This is a genomic window from Nocardiopsis sp. CNR-923 (assembly GCF_001942255.1).
Lineage (GTDB): Bacteria > Actinomycetota > Actinomycetes > Streptosporangiales > Streptosporangiaceae > Nocardiopsis.
In genome coordinates this window covers 26,917-44,156 of sequence record NZ_MKKC01000090.1, presented here as the reverse complement: position 1 = coordinate 44,156, position 17,240 = coordinate 26,917, and the positions used below count along the sequence as shown (strand labels likewise).

Genomic DNA, 17,240 nt, shown 5'->3' with positions numbered 1-17,240 from the left:
GGGGCTCCACGTCTATGTCTGCTGAACGGTCATATCTCCCGCATGGTCCGGTTGACGGCTTTCATCCCGTTTCAAAGTCGCTGGGATCACCTCACTGGGCACACTCGGGTGTCATCTTCCGAGCTGAGGAGATGACGCTTGCCGGCGATCAGGTAGCTTCCCCTCGTTCTCTACCGTCCCAGTTCCCGGACGTGGACGAACAGTGGTGGGAGGATCTGTCACAAGCACTGAAGAACCTGTCTCAGGTGAAGACAAACCGCATATCGCTACCCCCGGCACCCATCAACAGGGAGATCAAGGAATTCACGGGTCTGGACCTGGACACTCGTATTTCCGACTGGGTTACCGGACATGGTGATCTGCACTGGGCCAATCTCACCGCTCCGCGCCTGTGCATTCTGGACTGGGAGTGCTGGGGCAGGCTTCCCAGGGGAGCCGACGCGGCGACACTGTGGGCATGCTCCTTCCTTGTTTCCGGGTTGGCCGAAGAGGTACAGCGTCGTTTCCATGACGATCTCTCTTCCCGAGATGGGAGGATCTGCAAGTTGTGGATCTCCTGCAAACTCCCGTTGGCTGATCTGGAGGAGACACACGGAACGAATCACCTCGAACGGCTCCGCTCAGCTCAGATGGATCTGATCGAGTCCTTGTCCTGAGAACGCCCCCACCAGCCCCCGACCCCTGTCCGGTCGGGGGCCTTCGCGTTGGTCCACACACACCACACCTCCCCGGAAGTGATCCGAGGCGGTGTGGCTGAGTGAATTCGTCGACATCCGATGCATACACCGATGTCCGTCTTTCGCCTCCGTGAATCGCCAGCGTCACCCGCTGACACCTCAGCCGGGATCCACGTGGAAGGCCGCCCAGACCTGGGTGAAGTACCCCGGCCACTCCGGGAAGGCGTGGCAGCCCCAGTCGGCGGCCAGGCTCGCCACGAGGAGCAATCCGCGCTGTCCCTCGGCGACGTCCCACTCGTCGGCGGTGCGCTCGGTGGGAATGCGGGGACGCGTGGGACCGCCGGGATCGCTGACGGCCACGCGCAGCGTGCGCCGGTCCGTCAGGCACATCGTGCGCACGACCTCGCCGCCAGGGCGGGCGTACTTGGCCGCGTTCGCCACGAGTTCGCTGACCACGAGCTGGACGGTGTCCACCAGGTCCGGGTCGAATCCGATCAGGTCCTGACCGAGGTCGGCACGGACCCTGGCGAGTTCGGACAGGTCACCGGCGTAGCCACGGCAGGGCCACCACACGCCGGGCAGGGCGATGTCCAGGGCGCTCACACCGCCACCTCCCCTCGCCGCCGGGTCCGCTGGTCGTTCCAGGTGCGCACGAGGGCCGCGAGTTCGTCGAACTCGCCGGGCCGCGGCTGCACGGGGGCGGCCAGCAGGTCACCGGAGGGGCCGGGCCTGGGGACCCACGCGTGCAGGCGGGCGGTCGCTTCGGCCCGGACGCGGTCGAGGTCGCGCTCGTGGGACGGGTAGTAGGGGCGGACGAGGGCGACCTCGTCGGCGGGGAAGCTCTCACGCGGCGGCACCAGACGCGGCGCGGGCTTGGGGATGGGAGGCGCGCTGGCCTCGACCGGGGCGGGGGACGGCGCGTAGCGGCGGACCCGGGTGGAACGGCGACGGCGGGCGGCGGTCGCGTGGCGACCGCGAGCGGGGGTGAACAGCGCCTTCGCGTACGCCGTGAGCAGGGCGAGGAAGGCAGCGCTATAATCGCGCATGCTGGCAATCCTTTTTGTTAAAGAGGTTGAGGTTGCTGGCCACGGCCCCGGGCGTGAGAAACGCCGCGGGGTCTTTCGGGTTTGCAGCCGTGTTGGGTAGAAGATTAGGGCATGGGAGGAGCGGGGGAGAACTTTTTGGTGAAGCAGGTCTGAAAAAGTTCGCCAGATCGAACATCCTCGCAGCTCAGACCCCTTTTTTGAAACGGACTTTCCCCTTATGGAGCGCCGCCAGAAGAATTCCTTTGGTCCGAATTGAAGGGATTTGCTGGGATATCTGAGAATCGTCCGTACGGGCAGTCCTTCCCGATGGGTAGGGGTGGGGCGAGGGGGTGACGCGCGTGACGGTGGGAACCCTCTCCATGAGCCGGGGCGTCCGCCCCCGGTGGCTGCCCCTGGTGCCGCTCGCCCTCCTGGTCGTGGCCCTCGCGGCGACCGGGGTCCTGCCGACCTGGCCGGGCCTGGTCCACCTCGTCGCGCTCCCGCCGCTGGACCTCTTCGGCGACCTCCGGATCCTGCTCACCACGACCACCGGGCCCGTGTCCTTCACCCTGTGCCTGGCCGCGGTGCTCGCCGTCCGCGTCACCGTCCTGGCCCTGATGACGGGCGGGCTCACCTGGAGACGGCTGACCATGGCCGCCGCCTTCTACGGCGTGCTGCTGCCGCCCATGCTGCTCGCGGCCGAGGCGGTGTCCATGGCGGGCACGCTCCTGTACGCGCGCCTGTTCTGGGCCGGGCTCGTCGCGGTCGCGGTCCTCGTCCTGCTGTTCGCGCCCCTGCCCTGGGAGGCGGGTCGACGGATCCGGGACGTCCTGGCCCGTGCCTGGCGCGACGGGTTCCGGGTCGGCGTGACGCTGCCCTACGGCGTCGCGGTGGTCGGGATCGGCGTGCTCGCCCACCTGTTCCCCGCCGTGACGGTCGCGCTCGTCCCGGTGTCGGCCGCGGCGACCGCCGCCGCCGTCACCGCGCTGGCCCGCCCCGCGCGCCCCGGCGGGCGGCGCCGCCTGGCGGCGGTCGCGACGTCGTTCGCGGTGCTGGCCTGGGTGTGGGTCGCCACCCGCGACGCGGCGTCCGCACCGGCCGAACCCGCGCCGCCGCGCCCGGGGTCGATCCTGTTGATGTCGGGCATCGACTCGCGCTCCGGCGCCGGGAACGCCTTCCGCACGCGCACCGACCTGCTCGGCTACGGCTGCGACCAGACCCACTACTTCTCCTACGCGGGGCCCGGCGACGGCCAGCCCCGGGGTGAGGCCCTCTGCCCGATCCGCACCGGAGCCCCCTACCTCAGCGCGCACACCCAGTCCCCGGTGAGCGAGCAGGTCCGGTCGTTCGCGGCGCAGACCGAGGACCTGCCGCGTCCGCTGGTGGTGGTCGGGCACTCCCAGGGCGCGTGGATCGCGTGGCGGGCGGTGGCCACGGGCGCGGCGCCCCGGGTCGACGCCCTGATCCTGGCGGGACCCTTCCCCGAGAGCACCGGCGGCTACCGGCCCCCGGGCGAGCCGGGCCCGGGCCGACCCGCGTCGGACCTGCTCCACGTGCTGACGCCCCTCGGCCGAGCGATCGACTTCGCCTTCGACACCGAATCCGCCGCCGGGTACGCACTGCTCGGCACCACGGACGCCCCCGCCGCGGTCTTCAGACTCCCCCTCCCCGAGCACACGCGCTCGCTCAGCGTCGTGTCCACCGGGGACCTGCCGCTCATGCCCTCCGGATGGCGGCTGCCGGTCGACCGGAACGCCTGCCCGGTCCGCACCCCGCACGCCTACCTGCCCACCAGCGCGGCCTTCACCGAGGAGGCGAACCGCTTCCTCGACGGCGCACCCGCCCCGCCCTGCCCGATCTCGCGGACCTGGGGCGGTCCGCCGGCCGTGCCGTTCACCGCGCCGACGGTCGACGCACGGCCGAGGGCGCCGTGCCCGCGCCCGCCGCGCGCGGTAGAACGGGGGGTGGGGACGTGAAGGAGGCGGACATCATGCGGCGGGGATGGCTCAAGGGACCGCTGGGCAGCCACGATCGCCCGGCGAGCGCGCTGGGCTTCCGGCTCGTGCTGGCCCTGTTCGGCGCCTTGGTCCTGCTGGTCGGCACGGTCGCCAGCGCCCTGCTCACCGCCGAGCCGTGGCTGACCGTCCTGCTCGGCGCGGGCTTCGCCGGCGCGTGTGTGAACGCGTACTGGGTGGGCCGACGCCTGCACTACGACGCCCGCGCGCCTGACCGCGCGAGCGCCGCTGGACGCCTCGGGCTCGTCTGCGCCCGGCGGGGGCGCCGCCCGGCCGCCCGTACCCGTGCGCAGGGCCGGGACGCGGGTCCTCGCCCCCGTCCCGGCCCCGGGCGGATCAGGGCCCCTCGAACCCCTCCGGGATCCAGTCGCGCCACACGTCCGGGTTGGCGTCCACCCAGATCTCGGCCGCCTCCGAGGGGTCGAGCCCCTCGTCGGCGATCATCCGCGCGACCTCGTTCTGGTCGGAGTTGCTCCACCGCCAGTTGTCGAGGAACTGGTACGCGGGGTCACCCGTCTCCACGAACCCGGTCCTGAAGATCTTGTTCAGCTCGTAGACCGGGTAGTCGCAGGGCACGTACTCAAGATCGTCGTCGCACCCCGGGAAATAGGGCGGGAACTCGACCTTGACCAGGTCGAGTTCGTCCTGGAGCCACTGCGGGTCGTAGAAGTAGAAGAGCACCGGCTCCTCGTCGGCGTACCGTCGCCGCACCTCGGTGATCTGCGAGGCCTCCGACCCGGCGTAGACGATCTCCAGATCCAGGTCGAAGGCGTTGATCATGCCCTGGTCCTGCGTGACGAAGCCCGGCGCTCCGGCGAGGAACTCACCCTTGTCGCCGGTCTGGGCCGTCCGGAACAGGTCGGTGTGCCGTGCCAACCCGTCCACGGTCGCGATCTCGGGGTACTCCTCCACCAGGTAGGCGGGCACGTACCAGCCGATCACGCCCACGTTGCCGGTGGGGCCGCCGTCGACGACCGTCCCCTTGCCCTCGGGGCCGTAGAGCTCCATGAGGTCCTCGTGACCCCAGTTCTCCACGATCACGTCCAGCACGCCCTGGTCGAGCGCCTGCCACGCGGGCTGCTCGTCCACCCGCATGAGCTGGACCTCGTAGTCCATCTCTTCACGCAGGATGTACGCCAGCACCTCGGCGCTGGCCTCGTACCCCACCCAGCCGTTGACGGCGATCCGCACGGTGTTGGGGTCCCGGGCGACCTGGTCCGTGCGCACCGCGCAGGAGGTGACCGACACCACGGCCAGCACCGCCGCGAACAGGCGGATCAGGGCGCCCTTCCTCATGAACCTAGGCACGGGGTGCCCTCCTTCCCTGCGTCACGCGATCCAGGAACAGGCCGAGGCACACGATCGCCAGGCCGGACGCCAGACCCAGCCCGAACTGGTTCTGGGCCAGGCCGAAGACGACCCCGAAGCCGAGCGCTCCGGCGCCGACCAGCGCGCCCATGACCACCATGGACAGCACGAGAATGATGCCCTGGTTGACCGCGAGCAGCAGCGACCCGCGCGACATCGGCAGTTCGACCTTGGTCAGCAGCTGCAACCTCGTGGATCCCTGCGACCGGGCGGCCTCCAGCGTGGCCTTGGGGACGCCGCGGATCCCGTCGTTGACCAGCCGGATGACCGGGGGCAGGGCGAAGACCACCGCCGCCACCAGCGCAGGAACCGGACCGAGGCCGAAGAAGGCCACGGCGGGGATCAGGTACACGAACGGCGGCAGGGTCTGCATCGCGTCCAGGATCGGCTTCAGGACCATGGCGAGCACGTCGCTGCGCGAGGCCAGAACTCCCACGACCACGCCGAGCGCGAGCGTGACCACCGCCGCCACCAGGACCTGCGCCAGGGTGTCCATCGCCTCGGGCCACACTCCGAGCAGGCCGACGACGACGAAGGACACGCACGAGACCAGGGCGGCGCGCGTCCCGGCGAAGATCCACCCCAGCGTGGCGGCGACCAGCACCACCAGCCACCAGGGCGATCCCGTGAGCAGGGCGGTCAGCGGGTTGATCACGACGCTCTGCGCCGCTTCGCCCAGGGCCGCGGTGGCGTCTCCCGCCACCGACGCGAACCACGCCTCGAACGCGTTGATCGGATCGCTGATGTCGATCGACAGGTCGCGCGGCCATCCCTCGACGCCCAGGACGCGTGCGGTGCCGACGACGGTGATGATGATCGCGAGACCGCCGCCGAGCACCGGCAGCCGGAACCGCGGTTCGATGTCCGGGGTCTGCGCCCCGTGGCCGACCGCGCCGGTCACCCGGTCCATCGCGATCGCCAGCATGACGATCGCCAGGCCCGCCTGGAACGCCTCGCCGACGTTGACCTTGGCCAGCGCCTGGTAGATCGCGTCGCCGAGACCGCCCGCGCCGATGACCGACGCGATCACGACCATGGAGACCGCGAGCATGATCGCCTGGTTGATGCCCAGCAGGATGGTCCGCCGCGCCATCGGCAGCTGCACCTTGGTGAGGACCTGCCAGGGCGTGGAGCCGAGCGACGTCGTCGCCTCGACTGCGCCACGGTCGACCTCGCGGACGGCCAGCGCCGTGATCCGCACCGCGGGCGGCATCGCGTACACCGCGGTCACCACGACCGCCGCCGGGTTGCCGATACCGAAGAACAGCACGAACGGCAGCAGGTAGGCGAAGGCGGGCAGGATCTGCATGAAGTCCAGCACCGGCCGGATGGCTCGGTAGAACCGTTCGCTGCGCCCGGCCAGGACGCCCAGCGGGAGGCCGAACAGCAGGGCGGCGATGACCGAGGTGATGATCAGCGCCAGCGTGGTCATCGACTCGTTCCACAGCCCGGTCAGCGCGAAGACCGCGAACGTGGCGAGCACGACCAGCGCGACCCGCCATCCGGCGACGCGCCAGCCGACCAGCACCCCGGCGACGGTGACGCCCACCCAGGTGAGGAAGTGCAGGATCTGGTTGATCAGCACGACCGCCGAACCCAGGGTCACGGAGACGTAGTTGAACCCGTACAGGAACAGCGGGCTCTCGTTGCGGTTCAGGACGATCCACAGGTAGGCCTCGTCCATCCGGGCCATGAGCCACTCGCCGACGGCGGACGGGAACGGGCCCGCCCACGCCGGAGTGCCCATCCAGCCGCTCAGGTAGTACCCGGCGACGAGCAGCGCGATCGCGATCAGCGCCGCGGGCCACTGCCACAGGGGGGTGCCGTCGAGCCGTCCCAGTCCGCCGGTGTGCTGGTCGGGATCGGGTTTGGTCGCCGCGGCCATGTCACCCACCGTCCCCGGTCGCGCCGGGCCGCCGTGTCCCTTGTGTCCGCTGGGGCCGTCGTAGCCCCGTGAGTCGTCGGCGCCTGGGGCGCGGTCCCGGTCTCCGAAGCGCCCCCGGCGGCGGCCTCGTCCTCCGCCGCGGCGTCCCCGGTCTCGGGCGCCGCCTCGGTCTCGGCCGACCGTTCGGGTGTCTCCGGCGGCCCGCCCTCCGTGTCCTCGCCGACCCCCTCGACCGCCTCCTCCTCGATGGCCGCCGCCACCGTGGCGTCGGCGAGCTGGTCCTCGGCGATCGCGCGCAGCACGTCGTCGCGGCCCACGTACCCGAGGAAGACGCCCTTGTCCACGACCCGGACCGGCGCCGTGGTGGCGGCGAGCATCGGCAGCACCTCCGCCAGAACGGTGCCCGCCTCGCAGACGGGTCCGTCGGTGCGCTCCTCCGGGAAGGCGTCGCGGACCAGCCACCGCGCGGTGAGCACGGTCGTCCGGGCGACGTCGGAGGTGAAGTCGGCGACATAGGCGTCGGCCGGGCGGCCGACCACCTCCTCCGGCGTGCCCACCTGCACCAACTCGCCGTCGCGCATGATGGCGATGCGGTCGCCGAGCTTGAGCGCCTCCTGTAGGTCGTGGGTGATGAACACCGACGTCTTGTCGAGATCGTGCTGGAGCCGGACGACCTCGGCCTGCATGTCGCGGCGGATCAGCGGATCCAGGGCACTGAACGGCTCGTCGAAGAGCAGGACCTCCGGGTTGACGGCGAGCGCCCGGGCCAGGCCGACCCGCTGCTGCATGCCGCCGCTCAGCTCGCGCGGCCGGGAGTTCTCGTAGCCGCCGAGCCCGACCATGTCGATCATCTCCCGAGCGCGGTCGTGGCGGTCGGCGCGCGACATCCCGCGCACCTCCAGCCCGTAGGCCACATTGTCGATGATCTTGCGGTTGGGCAGCAGGCCGAAGTGCTGGAAGACCATGGCCAGCTTGTGGCGGCGCAGCTCGCGCAGCCGCTGCGGGCTGGCCTGCTCGATGTCCTCTCCGTCGAGCAGGACCTGTCCGGCGGTCGGCTCGATCAACCGGCTCAGGCACCGGATCAGGGTCGACTTGCCCGACCCCGACAGGCCCATCACCACGAAGACCTCGCCGGGATGGACGTCGAAGGACACGTCGCGCACGGCGACGGTGCAGCCGGTCTCCTCCTTGATGCGGTCCCGGTCCGCCGTCTCCAACTCGGTGCCGATCACCTTGTCGGCGTTCTTGCCGAAGATCTTCCACAGGTTGCGGACCGAGAACGTGACGTCGGACCCGACACCGTCCGGTCCGGCCGTCTCGGCTGTCTGCGTGCTCATCGGGCGCTCTCCTTCCGAGCGGTGCGGTCGGCGCGGATCAGGTCCGCGGCACGCTCTCCGAGCGCCAGAACCATGACCATGGGGTTGGGCGTGGGCAGCGTCGGGAAGACTGAGGCGTCGGCGACCCGCAGGCCGCGCAGGCCCCGCACGCGTAGTCGGGGGTCGACCACGGCGGTGTCGTCGTCGGCGGCGCCCATCCTGCAGGTGCCCGCCGGGTGGTACACGGTGTGCGCGGCGCTGCGGCCGTACTCCGACAGCTCCTCGTCGGTCCGGACCTGGGGGCCGGGGGCGACCTCGCGCTTGATCCACGAGCGGAACGGCTCGGTGGCGGCGACCTCGCGGGCGATCTTGAGCCCGTCGACGATGGTCCGCTCGTCGTAGCCGTCGGGGTCGGTGAAGTAGCGGAAGTCCAGTGCGGGCTTGGCCTGGGGGTCGGCGCTGGTGAGGTAGAGCTTGCCGCGCGAACGGGACCGGGGGATGTTCGGCGTCATGCAGACCGCGTAGCCGTCCGCGGGCGAGGCGTAGCCCAGCCGCTTGGTGTTGTCGTCGAAGGGGATCTGGTAGATGTGGAACATCAGGTCCGGGCGCGGGTCGGACTCGTCGCGGCGGACGAACAGGGCGGCGTCGGAGTCCATCACCGTCTCCGAGGGAACCGGGCGCTCGGTCTCCCACATGATGATCGACTCGGGGTGGTCGAGCAGGTTCTCGCCGACGCCGGGCAGGTCGTGGCGGGCCTCGATGCCCACCGAGCGCAGTTCCTCGGCGTGGCCCACGCCGGACAGCATGAGCAGGCGCGGACTGTCGACGCGCCGGCGGCCAGGATCACCTCCTCGCGGGCGTTGACGGTGACGCGCTCCCCGGACTTCAGGGTCGCGCTCACGCCCGTGGCCCGGTCGCCGTCGAAGACGATCCGGTCCACCCAGGTCTCCAGCATGACCGTCAGGTTGTCGCGCACGCCCATGATCGGGTGCAGGTAGGCGACGGAGGCGGAGGAGCGGTCGCCGGTGTAGGGGTCGTAGGCGATGGACAGGAAGCCCGCGCCGTCCGGGAACCCGCCGCCGTGCGAGGTCAGTGCGTTGAAGTCCTCGATGACGGGGACGTTCGCCGCCTCGGCGGCCGAGGACACCCAGTCCCTGACCATGGCGTTGCGGTCCTTCTCGGCGACCGGGACGATGTTGCACCTGATCCGGTCGGCGTAGGACTGGACGGTGGCGTTGTCCCAGCCCTCGGCGCCCATGGCGACCCACTCGTCCAGGTCCTCGGCGAAGGGGCGGAAGCTGATCAGCGTGTTGTGCGACGAGCATCCGCCGAGCACGCGGGCGCGGGAGTGCAGGATGTGGGAGTTGCCGCGCGGCTGCTCGGTCGTGGTGTACCCGTAGTCGAGGTCGCCGTCGAGGACGCTCAGCCAGTCGCGCAGCTTGATCACGTTCGCGTGGTCGCGGTCGTCGGGGCCGCCCTCGATCACGCAGACGGTGGCGCCGGGGTCCTCGGTGAGCCGGTTGGCGATCACCGATCCCGCGGTTCCACCTCCCACGATCACGTAGTCGAAGGTGCTCTGGTCGTCGGACACGGTCTGGTTTCCTCTCGTTACTACTCACACAGGGGGATGTCGGGGGGATACCGACCTGCGCGTCGTTCTTCCTCCGGGTCGGGGCCGCGGAGACAGCGCGGCGACCCGGGCGCCGGGACGGCCCCGGCCACGACCCGCCCCGGGCGGTCGGACCGTCCGGGGCGGGTCGTCGTCTAGCCGAACCAGCGCTGCGGTTCGGGTGCGAGATTGCGGTAGATGTGTTTGGCCTCCCGGTACTCGTCGAGCCCGGCGAGCCCGAGTTCGCGGCCGACGCCGCTCTGCCCGAAGCCGCCCCACTCGGCGCCCGGGAAGTACGGTCCGTAGTCGTTGATCCAGACGGTGCCGTGCCGCAGGGCGGCGGCGACGCGCTCGCCGCGGGCGGTGTCGTCGGTCCACACACCGCCGGAGAGCCCGTAGTCGGTGTCGTTGCCGAGTTCGATCGCCTGGGCCTCGGTCTCGAACCGCTCGACGGTCACCACCGGGCCGAACACCTCGGTCTGGACGATGTCCATGGAGCGGTCGCAGTCGACGAAGACCGTCGGGCGGTAGAAGTAGCCGTCGGTGAGCTCCGGGTCGTCGGGGCGCCTGCCGCCAGCGATGACCCGGGCGCTCCTCGACGCCGCGCGCGACGGCGGCCTCGACCTTGGCGCGGTGTTCGGCGGACACCAGGGGCCCGCAGCGCACGCCCTGGACCTGGCCCCGTCCGATCCGGATGGCCTCGGCCCGGCGGGCGAGTTCGGTGGTGAAGGCGTCGTGGATCTCGTTGTGCACGATGAGCCGGGCGCCCGCGGAGCAGACCTGCCCGGAGTGGAAGAACGCGGCGCTGAGCGCGTAGTCCACGGCGGTGTCCAGGTCGACGTCGGGGAAGACGATGTTGGGGTTCTTGCCGCCGAGCTCCAGGGCGATCTTCTTGACCGTCGCGGAGGCGGCCGCCATGATGCGGCGCCCTGTGGCCAGACCTCCGGTGAAGGAGATGAGGTCGACGTCCGGGTGCTCGGACAGCGGGGCGCCCGCGTCGGGGCCGCTGCCCAGGACCAGGTTGACCACGCCCGCCGGGACGCCCGCCTCGGTGGTGAGCTCGACCAGTTTGGCGGTGGTGACGGGGGTGATCTCGCTGGGCTTGACCACCATGGTGTCGCCCGCGGCGATCGCGGGGGCCATCTTCCAGGCGAGCTGGAGCAGCGGGTAGTTCCAGGGGGTGATCATGCCGCAGACGCCGACGGGTTCGTAGACGACGCGGCTGTGCACGCCCTCGGGGGAGGAGACGAGCCGACCGGAGTCCTTGTCGGCGAGACCGGCGTAGTGGCGGAAGACGTCGGTGACGTCGTCGACGTCGATCCCGCCCTCCTCGATCGTCTTTCCGGTGTCCAGCGACTCCATGACCGCGATCTCCCTGCGGTCGCGCTGGAGGAGTTCGGCGATGCGCTCCAGGATCCGACCGCGATGGGCGGCCGTGGTGCTCCGCCACTCGCCGTGGTCGAAGGCGCGTCGGGCCGCGGCGATGGCCGCTTCGGCGTCGGCGCGTCCGCCCTCGCTCACGATGGTGAGCACGGAGGCGTCCGCGGGGTCCAGGATCTCCCGGACACGGCCGTTCTGGGCCGCACGCCACGCACCGTCGATGTACAGGCTCGTGGCCGTGGCCGAACCGGGTTCCGACAGGTACGGCACGGACGGCAGGGATACGTAGGGATCGTTCACGGGTCCGGTTTGCCCGAGATCGGTAGTCACAAACTGCCTCGTCTCAATGGACTCTTATGTCACACAAATCCCACAACTCACCCCTGACCAGCAAACGAGCGCCCTCGGGGAGTCGTGACCCGTGGTGGGCGTCACGCGTCGACGGGTCCACAGGTACTCGGCGCGCAGGGGCGACCACACAGCGCACACGCCCGCCTGGGGAATATCTGGGAGAGAATTTGACGTACATTGAGGTGTACCTCAGTGGTTTCGTCCGGTTCCGGGCGTCCACGTCGGAGCCCGTACCAGGACCGCGCCGCCAGGGCGCGCCGAGGAACGCCACATGCTGCTAGAACAGGAACGCCGCGACGTCTGCCTGACCGCCCGAAGCCTCGCCTCCGTGGCCGCTCCAGGGGAGTCGGTGACCGTCAGCGTCCGCAGCGGGGACCTCGTCGTCGTCACGCCGCACGGGGTCGCGCCCGACCAGCTCCAACCGGCCGACTGCCCGGTCATGTCCGTGGACGACCGCGTCCTGGAGGGGCGCCACGACCCGGCGGCCGAGACCACCCTGCACCTGGCCGTGCACCGGGGGGCCGTCGAGCACGGGCGCGACGTCACGGCAGTGGTGAACGCGTTCACCGCCGACACCGTCGCGGTCTCCGCCGTCCTGGCCGAACTGCCCCCGGTGCACCACCGGGCCGCCGCGCTGGGCGGGGCGATCGCGGTGACGCCCTACACGACCTACGGCACCGGGGAGATCTCCGACCAGGCGGTCAAGGCGCTCAAGGGGCGCGACGCCGCTCTGCTCGCCAACCACGGCGGGGTGGCGCTGGGCCGCGACCTGGAGCAGGCGCTGGAGAACCTGCGGCTGCTCGACTGGCTGTGCTCCGCCTACATCCGGGCCCGTCAGATCGGCGAGCCCCGGGTGCTGTCGGAGGACGAGCTGGCTCGGGTGCGGGCGCGCGACGCCCACGGCTGGGCGGGCCCGGACGTCTTCTAGCCGCTACTCGACCGCCGTCGCCATGACACCGGGGAGATCCCCGAAACGCGCCTTGGCGTCACGGCTCACGACGGCCGGCCCGTCTGCGCGGCGTGCGCGGCGATCATGAGGTCGTGCTTCCCACGGGGTGTGCCACTGCGTTTGGTGTAGGCGATCAACGCCGCGTGGTGGGCGGCCGTCGCCTCCGTGTACTCCAACACCTCCACGTTGTCGAGGATGGCCACCAGCGCCCTGGAGCGTTCGGCCGCCCGCGCGGCGGCGCCCGCCAACTCGATTCCGACTCGGAACTCGGCCACCGTGAGCGCGGCGATCGACAGCTCGTCCTGGTGGAACGAGGAGAACCGCGAGAATCAGGACGGCTCATGACCGATGCGCGGGAAGGGCTCGGTGGAGAAGACCACCTCCACCGGCACCTCGAAGTAGCGGGCGATGCTCAGAGCGAGGTGGAGACTGGGGCTGTACTCGCCCCGCTCCAGGTAACCCACGGTCTGGTAGTGGACGCCCAGCGCCTCGGCGAGATGGCGCCGGGAGACCTGCCGCTCCGCGCGCAGCATCGCGATGCGGTTGTAGATCGTCTCGCCGCCCCCGGCTCCGGAGCGGCCGCGCCGGCCGCCCCCACCGGTGCTCTTGGCCTCGGCCTGGTCAGAGGACACGCTTCATCGCCTTCTCCCTCGCCGCCTGCACCCGCGACCCCGACTCCCTCCGGGCCGTCCACCGCAGCACGCGCAGGGCCACCAGCGAACCGACCACCGCCCACGCCGCCAGGACCGCCGCCACCACGGGCAACTGCCAGGATGCGGCGAGTTCGAGCGCGGCGTAGTCGGCGGGGAGGGTGCCCGCGCGGACTCCCAGTCCGAGCCAGTACACGGGCGTCGCCTGGGCGAGGCCCCGCACCCAGTCCGGCAGGAGATCCAGTGGGAACATGATTCCGGACAGCACGATCAGGCCCATGATCGGGATCATCAGCAGCCCCACCGCGCGGGGGTTGCCGAAGAGCGCTCCGAGGGTCGCGCCGATCGGGGCCATGGCCAGCATTCCCAACAGGCACACCCACACGAGCGTGAGCGCGGCGCCCCACCCCTGGGGGCCGAACCCCTCCACCACGAAGAGGCCGGGGACCACGGTGAGCGCCACCGCCACGGCGGACATGGCCAGCAGATGCACGGCCTTGGCGACGCCGTACCCGACCATGCCGTGCGGGATCGCCTTGGCCCGCAGGAACGTGCCGTCCTCACGCTCGGCGGCGAGGACCTGGGCCACGGCCAGGGTCCCCAGCATGATCAGCATGAGCACCAGGCCGCCGCTGTAGGTCACCGCTCCGTAGTTGGTGGCTGCGCCGTCGACCTCCTCGTCGGAGAGGAAGATCCCGAGGACGACGAACAGGACGGGCAGGTAGAGGTAGCCGAACAGGTCGGGCGGATTGGTGAAGGTCCCCCGGAACTCCAGGACTCCGCGGGCGGACCCCGCGCGGACCGCGTTGCTGAGGGCGTTGTTCACCGGATCCCCTTCACGAACTCGTGGGCGGCCTGTTCCGCGTCGCCGGACTCGTGGCGGCGGACCAGTTCCATGTAGACATCCTCCAGGGAGGGCCTGCTGACCCGCAGGTCGGTCAGGTCCTCCCCGTACTCCCCGTACAGCTCGGCGACGTGGCGCGCCGGGCTGTCGGTGGTGTGCACCCGGCGCTGGCCGTCGACGGTCCAGGAGACCTCGCTGTCCCGTTCGACCAGCGACGACAGCTGCTCCGGGCTCCCGTCCGCGACGATGACGCCGCCCGCCAGGACGAGCACCCGGTCGGCCAGCTTCTCGGCCTCGTCCAGGTCGTGCGTGGTCAGCAGGACCGTGGTGTCGTCGCTGTCGACGATGTCGTGCATGAAGTCGTGGAAGTCGCGGCGGCCCACGGGGTCCAGCCCCGCGGTCGGCTCGTCGAGGAAGAGCACCTCCGGGCGGCCGACGACCCCGATCGCCACGTCCAGGCGGCGGCGTTGCCCTCCCGAGAGCCGGTTGATCCGCTGGTCCGCGTGCTCGGCGAGGCCGACGCGGGCGAGCAGATCGTCGGTGTCATGGGGTCGGACCCGGCCGGGGGCCGAGTAGGGGGCGTGGAAGCGGCCGAAGTGGTGGAGGAGGTCGCGCACCCTCCAGCGGCCGTGGTCGCGCCAGGACTGCAGGACCACGCCGAGCCCGGCCCGCCAGTCCTCGCCGCCGTGCTCGGGGTCGGCGCCCAGCACCTCGACCTCGCCCCCGGAGCGCTTCCGGAAGCCCTCCATGACCTCGACGGTCGTGGTCTTGCCCGCTCCGTTGGGCCCCAGGAGCGCGACGACCTCGCCGCGGTGGGCGGTGAGGTCGACGCCCCGCAGGACCTCGTTCGCCCCGTAGCTCATCCGCAGGTCCCGGACCCGGATCACGGCCTCGCCGGAGCCGCCCGAGGCCTGAGCCTGCGCCCTGGACAGCGGAGCGGCAGGAGTGTTCATCACACCACTTCACCCCTTCGTCTGTTTTATACTGCCATTGATAGTACTTGTACTACATTTTACGGTAAAAGGACAACAGTCGACGTCCGGCCGCCTGGACCGCCGGACGGGACGCATCAGCAGGTCATCAGGGTGAGGACGCGTCCGGATCCGGCCAGCGCGCGCCGGGCACTCCGCGCGCCGCGCGAGCCATGGTGCGGGGGAACGGGGGTACTGATACTCGGTGATCCGCCGTTCCGACACGTCGAACCGGCACGGCGGACCCGGACCGTGATCGGAGACCCCATGCGCTGCACCTACATCAGGCTCCTCGTCGACGACTACGAGGCCTGCTTCCGCTTCTACGCCGAAGTGCTCAAGTTCCCGGTCCTGTGGGGCGGGACGAGCAGCCGCTACGCCGAGTTCGACGTGGGTTCCACCACACGGCTGGCGATCAACCAGCGCGAGGTCATGGCGGAGGCCCTGGAGACCGACACGGCCGACCCCGAACTCCCCCACCAGGACCGGCTCGCCGTGGTCTTCGAGGTGGACGACGTCGACGAGACCGCCGCCCGACTGGTCGCGGACGGGGCGCGGCAGGTCATGGAGCCGAGGGACTGGACGGCGTGGGGCATCCGCGCCGCCCACTTCCGCGACCCCGACGGCTACCTGTTGGAGATCAACCGGCCCCTGATCCCCGCCAAGACGCCCTGACCGTCACGGGGCCGCGCGCTCGGCCCCCGCGATCAGGTCGGCGTCTCCGGCCTCGGTCCGGCCAGGTGGTCGACGAGCAGCTCGCCCACCCGATCGGCGCGCTCCACGCCCACCAGGTGCGCGGCGCCGGCGACCACCTCGAAGCGGGAGTCGACGATCCCGTCCGCCAGCCTGCGGCCGTGCCCGGGCGGCAGCAGCGGGTCGTGGGCGCCCGACACCACGAGCGTCGGAGCCCGCACCGCGGCCACGAGGTGGCGCTGGTCCAGCGCGCCGACGGCGTCGCAGACCGACGCGAAGGCGCAGGGGTCGAGTTCGCCGAAGTCCTCCCCGAACCGCTCCACGACCTCCGGTCGTTCGTCGGCCATGTCCGGTGTGAACCACGGCAGCGTCACCTCGGCCGCCACCGAGTCCAGACCCGCGGCCCGGATCCTGGCGGCGATCCGGTCCCAGCGGTGCGACCTGGGCGTGCGCGGCGCGGCCGCGAGCAGCGCGAGGCGGCCGAGGGTGCGCGGGGAGTTCGCCGCGATCCACACCAGCAGCGACGAACCGAATCCCGCCCCGACCGCCGAGACCCGGGACAGGCCCCGTTCCTCCAGCACCCGCAGCACGTCGAGCGCCATGTCCGCGATCGTGTAGGGGCCGTCCGGCGCCGGAGAGAATCCGTGCCCCCGGTGGTTGATCCTCAGGACCTGGTAGTCGCGGGTCAGCACGGGCAACTGCGCGTCCCACACCGACATCGTCGTGCCGAAGGGCGGCACGAGCAGGACGACGGGCGCCTGCCTCGGACCGTCGAGACGGTACTGGAGCGGGATGAGGGCCATGAAACCTCCGGGTCGCGAGAGGCCCAGGTTAGCGGGAGAGCTTCCGGAGGTTCCAGACAACGATCCCCGGCTCGGTCCGGTTTCCCCCGCTATCCTTCGCACCGCAGGTGCCGGACGGGACGGACGAGATCGGGAAGCGGTGGTCATGATGGGGGCCCAGGGTCAGCAGACGCCGGTCGACGCGGAGCGCGCGGAACTCCTCCACGCTCTGGCGAACGCGCGCGGGACGCTGCGACGCACGGTGCGGGAGCTGACCGACGAACAGGCCCGAGAGCGCCCCACCAGGAGCGCGCTGTGCCTGGGCGGGATGATCAAGCACGTGACCCGGATGGAACGGCGTTGGGCCCGGTTCCTCGCGGAGGGAGACATGGGTACCGACTACTCGGACCCGCAGGTGTTCGCCGCGCACGAGGCCAGCTTCCGCCTCACCGACGACGAGACCCTCGCCGACGTCCTGGCGGACTACGCGCGTGCGGCGGAGGAGACCGAGCGGGTCGTCGAAGCGCTGCCGAACCTGGACGTCAGGCACCCGCTCCCGCCCGCGCCCTGGTTCCCGGAGGGCGCTTCCTGGAGCGCCCGCGAGACCCTGCTGCACGTTCTCGTGGAGACCGCGCAGCACAACGGGCACTCGGACATCCTCCGCGAGTCCCTGGACGGTCGGACCGCCGCGGACTGACCCCGCGCCCCCACGCGCCGCGCTCCCG

Annotated in this window: 14 protein-coding genes and 4 pseudogenes; 6 read left to right on the top strand and 12 right to left on the bottom strand. The window is 71.1% G+C overall.

Annotation, left to right across the window (positions count from 1 at the left end):
- Positions 1-131: 131 nt before the first annotated feature.
- Positions 132-656 (top strand): hypothetical protein, encoded by a 525-nt coding sequence (locus tag BJF83_RS26820; RefSeq protein WP_143831902.1) that lies wholly within the window; start codon positions 132-134, stop codon positions 654-656.
- Between the two features lie 180 nt (positions 657-836).
- On the opposite strand, the gene BJF83_RS15640 is transcribed toward BJF83_RS26820, so the two are convergent.
- Complete coding sequence (locus BJF83_RS15640) at positions 837-1,280, bottom strand: ATP-binding protein (RefSeq protein ID WP_075926866.1); 444 nt, start codon at positions 1,278-1,280, stop codon at positions 837-839.
- Entirely contained in the window at positions 1,277-1,723 is a 447-nt protein-coding gene (locus BJF83_RS15635) for a hypothetical protein (RefSeq protein ID WP_075926865.1), read from the bottom strand. The genes BJF83_RS15640 and BJF83_RS15635 overlap by 4 nt, the downstream gene beginning before the upstream one ends.
- A 338-nt stretch (positions 1,724-2,061) precedes the next feature.
- Here BJF83_RS15635 and BJF83_RS15630 point away from each other — a divergent pair, with 338 nt between their 5' ends.
- Together BJF83_RS15630 and BJF83_RS29310 are read left to right on the top strand one after the other, a co-directional pair.
- The gene (locus tag BJF83_RS15630) at positions 2,062-3,678 is read left to right on the top strand and encodes a hypothetical protein (protein WP_075926864.1); all 1,617 of its coding nucleotides are present in this window, start codon (positions 2,062-2,064) and stop codon (positions 3,676-3,678) included.
- Positions 3,679-3,692: 14 nt separating this feature from the next.
- A pseudogene (locus BJF83_RS29310) lies at positions 3,693-3,917 on the top strand (hypothetical protein); the annotation flags it as partial.
- A gap of 136 nt (positions 3,918-4,053) precedes the next feature.
- Here the strand turns inward: BJF83_RS29310 and BJF83_RS15620 are convergent.
- From BJF83_RS15620 to BJF83_RS15600, 5 genes and pseudogenes are all read right to left on the bottom strand, one after another.
- Positions 4,054-5,013: a glycine betaine ABC transporter substrate-binding protein gene (locus tag BJF83_RS15620; RefSeq protein ID WP_075926863.1), complete on the bottom strand. Its 960-nt coding sequence runs from the start codon at positions 5,011-5,013 to the stop codon at positions 4,054-4,056.
- 4 nt (positions 5,014-5,017) lie between these two features.
- The gene (locus BJF83_RS15615) at positions 5,018-6,970 is read right to left on the bottom strand and encodes a proline/glycine betaine ABC transporter permease (protein WP_075926862.1); all 1,953 of its coding nucleotides are present in this window, start codon (positions 6,968-6,970) and stop codon (positions 5,018-5,020) included.
- 200 nt (positions 6,971-7,170) lie between these two features.
- A pseudogene (locus BJF83_RS15610) lies at positions 7,171-8,307 on the bottom strand (glycine betaine/L-proline ABC transporter ATP-binding protein); the annotation flags it as partial.
- Positions 8,304-9,877: pseudogene (locus BJF83_RS15605) on the bottom strand (GMC family oxidoreductase). The pseudogenes BJF83_RS15605 and BJF83_RS15610, both read right to left, overlap by 4 nt.
- Positions 9,878-10,050: 173 nt before the next feature.
- Positions 10,051-11,428 (bottom strand): annotated as a pseudogene (locus BJF83_RS15600) (aldehyde dehydrogenase family protein).
- 469 nt (positions 11,429-11,897) lie between these two features.
- Here BJF83_RS15600 and BJF83_RS15595 point away from each other — a divergent pair.
- Positions 11,898-12,554 carry a class II aldolase/adducin family protein gene (locus tag BJF83_RS15595; RefSeq protein WP_075926861.1) on the top strand — a complete coding sequence of 219 codons (657 nt, stop codon included), beginning with the start codon at positions 11,898-11,900 and terminating at the stop codon, positions 12,552-12,554.
- Between the two features lie 65 nt (positions 12,555-12,619).
- Here the strand turns inward: BJF83_RS15595 and BJF83_RS15590 are convergent, their stop codons facing one another.
- The 4 genes from BJF83_RS15590 to BJF83_RS15575 form a co-directional block, all read right to left on the bottom strand.
- Complete coding sequence (locus BJF83_RS15590) at positions 12,620-12,850, bottom strand: hypothetical protein (protein ID WP_262391577.1); 231 nt, start codon at positions 12,848-12,850, stop codon at positions 12,620-12,622.
- A 54-nt stretch (positions 12,851-12,904) separates the two neighbouring features.
- Entirely contained in the window at positions 12,905-13,108 is a 204-nt protein-coding gene (locus BJF83_RS15585; protein ID WP_262391579.1) for a helix-turn-helix transcriptional regulator, read from the bottom strand.
- 88 nt (positions 13,109-13,196) lie between these two features.
- Positions 13,197-14,051 carry an ABC transporter permease gene (locus tag BJF83_RS15580; RefSeq protein ID WP_075926860.1) on the bottom strand — a complete coding sequence of 285 codons (855 nt, stop codon included), beginning with the start codon at positions 14,049-14,051 and terminating at the stop codon, positions 13,197-13,199.
- Positions 14,048-15,022, bottom strand: a complete 975-nt coding sequence (locus BJF83_RS15575; protein ID WP_075926859.1) for an ABC transporter ATP-binding protein — start codon at positions 15,020-15,022, stop codon at positions 14,048-14,050. The genes BJF83_RS15580 and BJF83_RS15575 overlap by 4 nt, the downstream gene beginning before the upstream one ends.
- 285 nt (positions 15,023-15,307) lie before the next feature.
- Here BJF83_RS15575 and BJF83_RS15570 point away from each other — a divergent pair, with 285 nt between their 5' ends.
- Positions 15,308-15,715, top strand: a complete 408-nt coding sequence (locus BJF83_RS15570; RefSeq protein ID WP_075926872.1) for a VOC family protein — start codon at positions 15,308-15,310, stop codon at positions 15,713-15,715.
- Between the two features lie 32 nt (positions 15,716-15,747).
- Here BJF83_RS15570 and BJF83_RS15565 read toward each other — a convergent pair whose 3' ends face one another.
- Positions 15,748-16,536 (bottom strand): alpha/beta fold hydrolase, encoded by a 789-nt coding sequence (locus BJF83_RS15565; protein WP_075926858.1) that lies wholly within the window; start codon positions 16,534-16,536, stop codon positions 15,748-15,750.
- A gap of 145 nt (positions 16,537-16,681) precedes the next feature.
- On the opposite strand from BJF83_RS15565, the gene BJF83_RS15560 reads away from it, so the two are divergent.
- Positions 16,682-17,212, top strand: coding sequence for a DinB family protein (locus BJF83_RS15560; RefSeq protein WP_075926871.1), 531 nt, complete (start codon positions 16,682-16,684; stop codon positions 17,210-17,212).
- The last annotated feature ends 28 nt before the right edge of the window (positions 17,213-17,240 follow it).

What these genes read in the sequence shown, in the direction of transcription:
- BJF83_RS26820 (WP_143831902.1), top strand. Translation starts at nt 132, where the DNA reads ATGACGCTTGCCGGCGATCAGGTAGCTTCCCCTCGTTCTCTACCGTCC.
- BJF83_RS15635 (WP_075926865.1), bottom strand. Translation starts at nt 1,723, where the DNA reads ATGCGCGATTATAGCGCTGCCTTCCTCGCCCTGCTCACGGCGTACGCG.
- BJF83_RS15620 (WP_075926863.1), bottom strand. Translation starts at nt 5,013, where the DNA reads ATGAGGAAGGGCGCCCTGATCCGCCTGTTCGCGGCGGTGCTGGCCGTG.
- BJF83_RS15615 (WP_075926862.1), bottom strand. Translation starts at nt 6,970, where the DNA reads ATGGCCGCGGCGACCAAACCCGATCCCGACCAGCACACCGGCGGACTG.
- BJF83_RS15595 (WP_075926861.1), top strand. Translation starts at nt 11,898, where the DNA reads ATGCTGCTAGAACAGGAACGCCGCGACGTCTGCCTGACCGCCCGAAGC.
- BJF83_RS15585 (WP_262391579.1), bottom strand. Translation starts at nt 13,108, where the DNA reads ATGCTGCGCGCGGAGCGGCAGGTCTCCCGGCGCCATCTCGCCGAGGCG.
- BJF83_RS15575 (WP_075926859.1), bottom strand. Translation starts at nt 15,022, where the DNA reads ATGAACACTCCTGCCGCTCCGCTGTCCAGGGCGCAGGCTCAGGCCTCG.
- BJF83_RS15570 (WP_075926872.1), top strand. Translation starts at nt 15,308, where the DNA reads ATGCGCTGCACCTACATCAGGCTCCTCGTCGACGACTACGAGGCCTGC.
- BJF83_RS15565 (WP_075926858.1), bottom strand. Translation starts at nt 16,536, where the DNA reads ATGGCCCTCATCCCGCTCCAGTACCGTCTCGACGGTCCGAGGCAGGCG.
- BJF83_RS15560 (WP_075926871.1), top strand. Translation starts at nt 16,682, where the DNA reads ATGATGGGGGCCCAGGGTCAGCAGACGCCGGTCGACGCGGAGCGCGCG.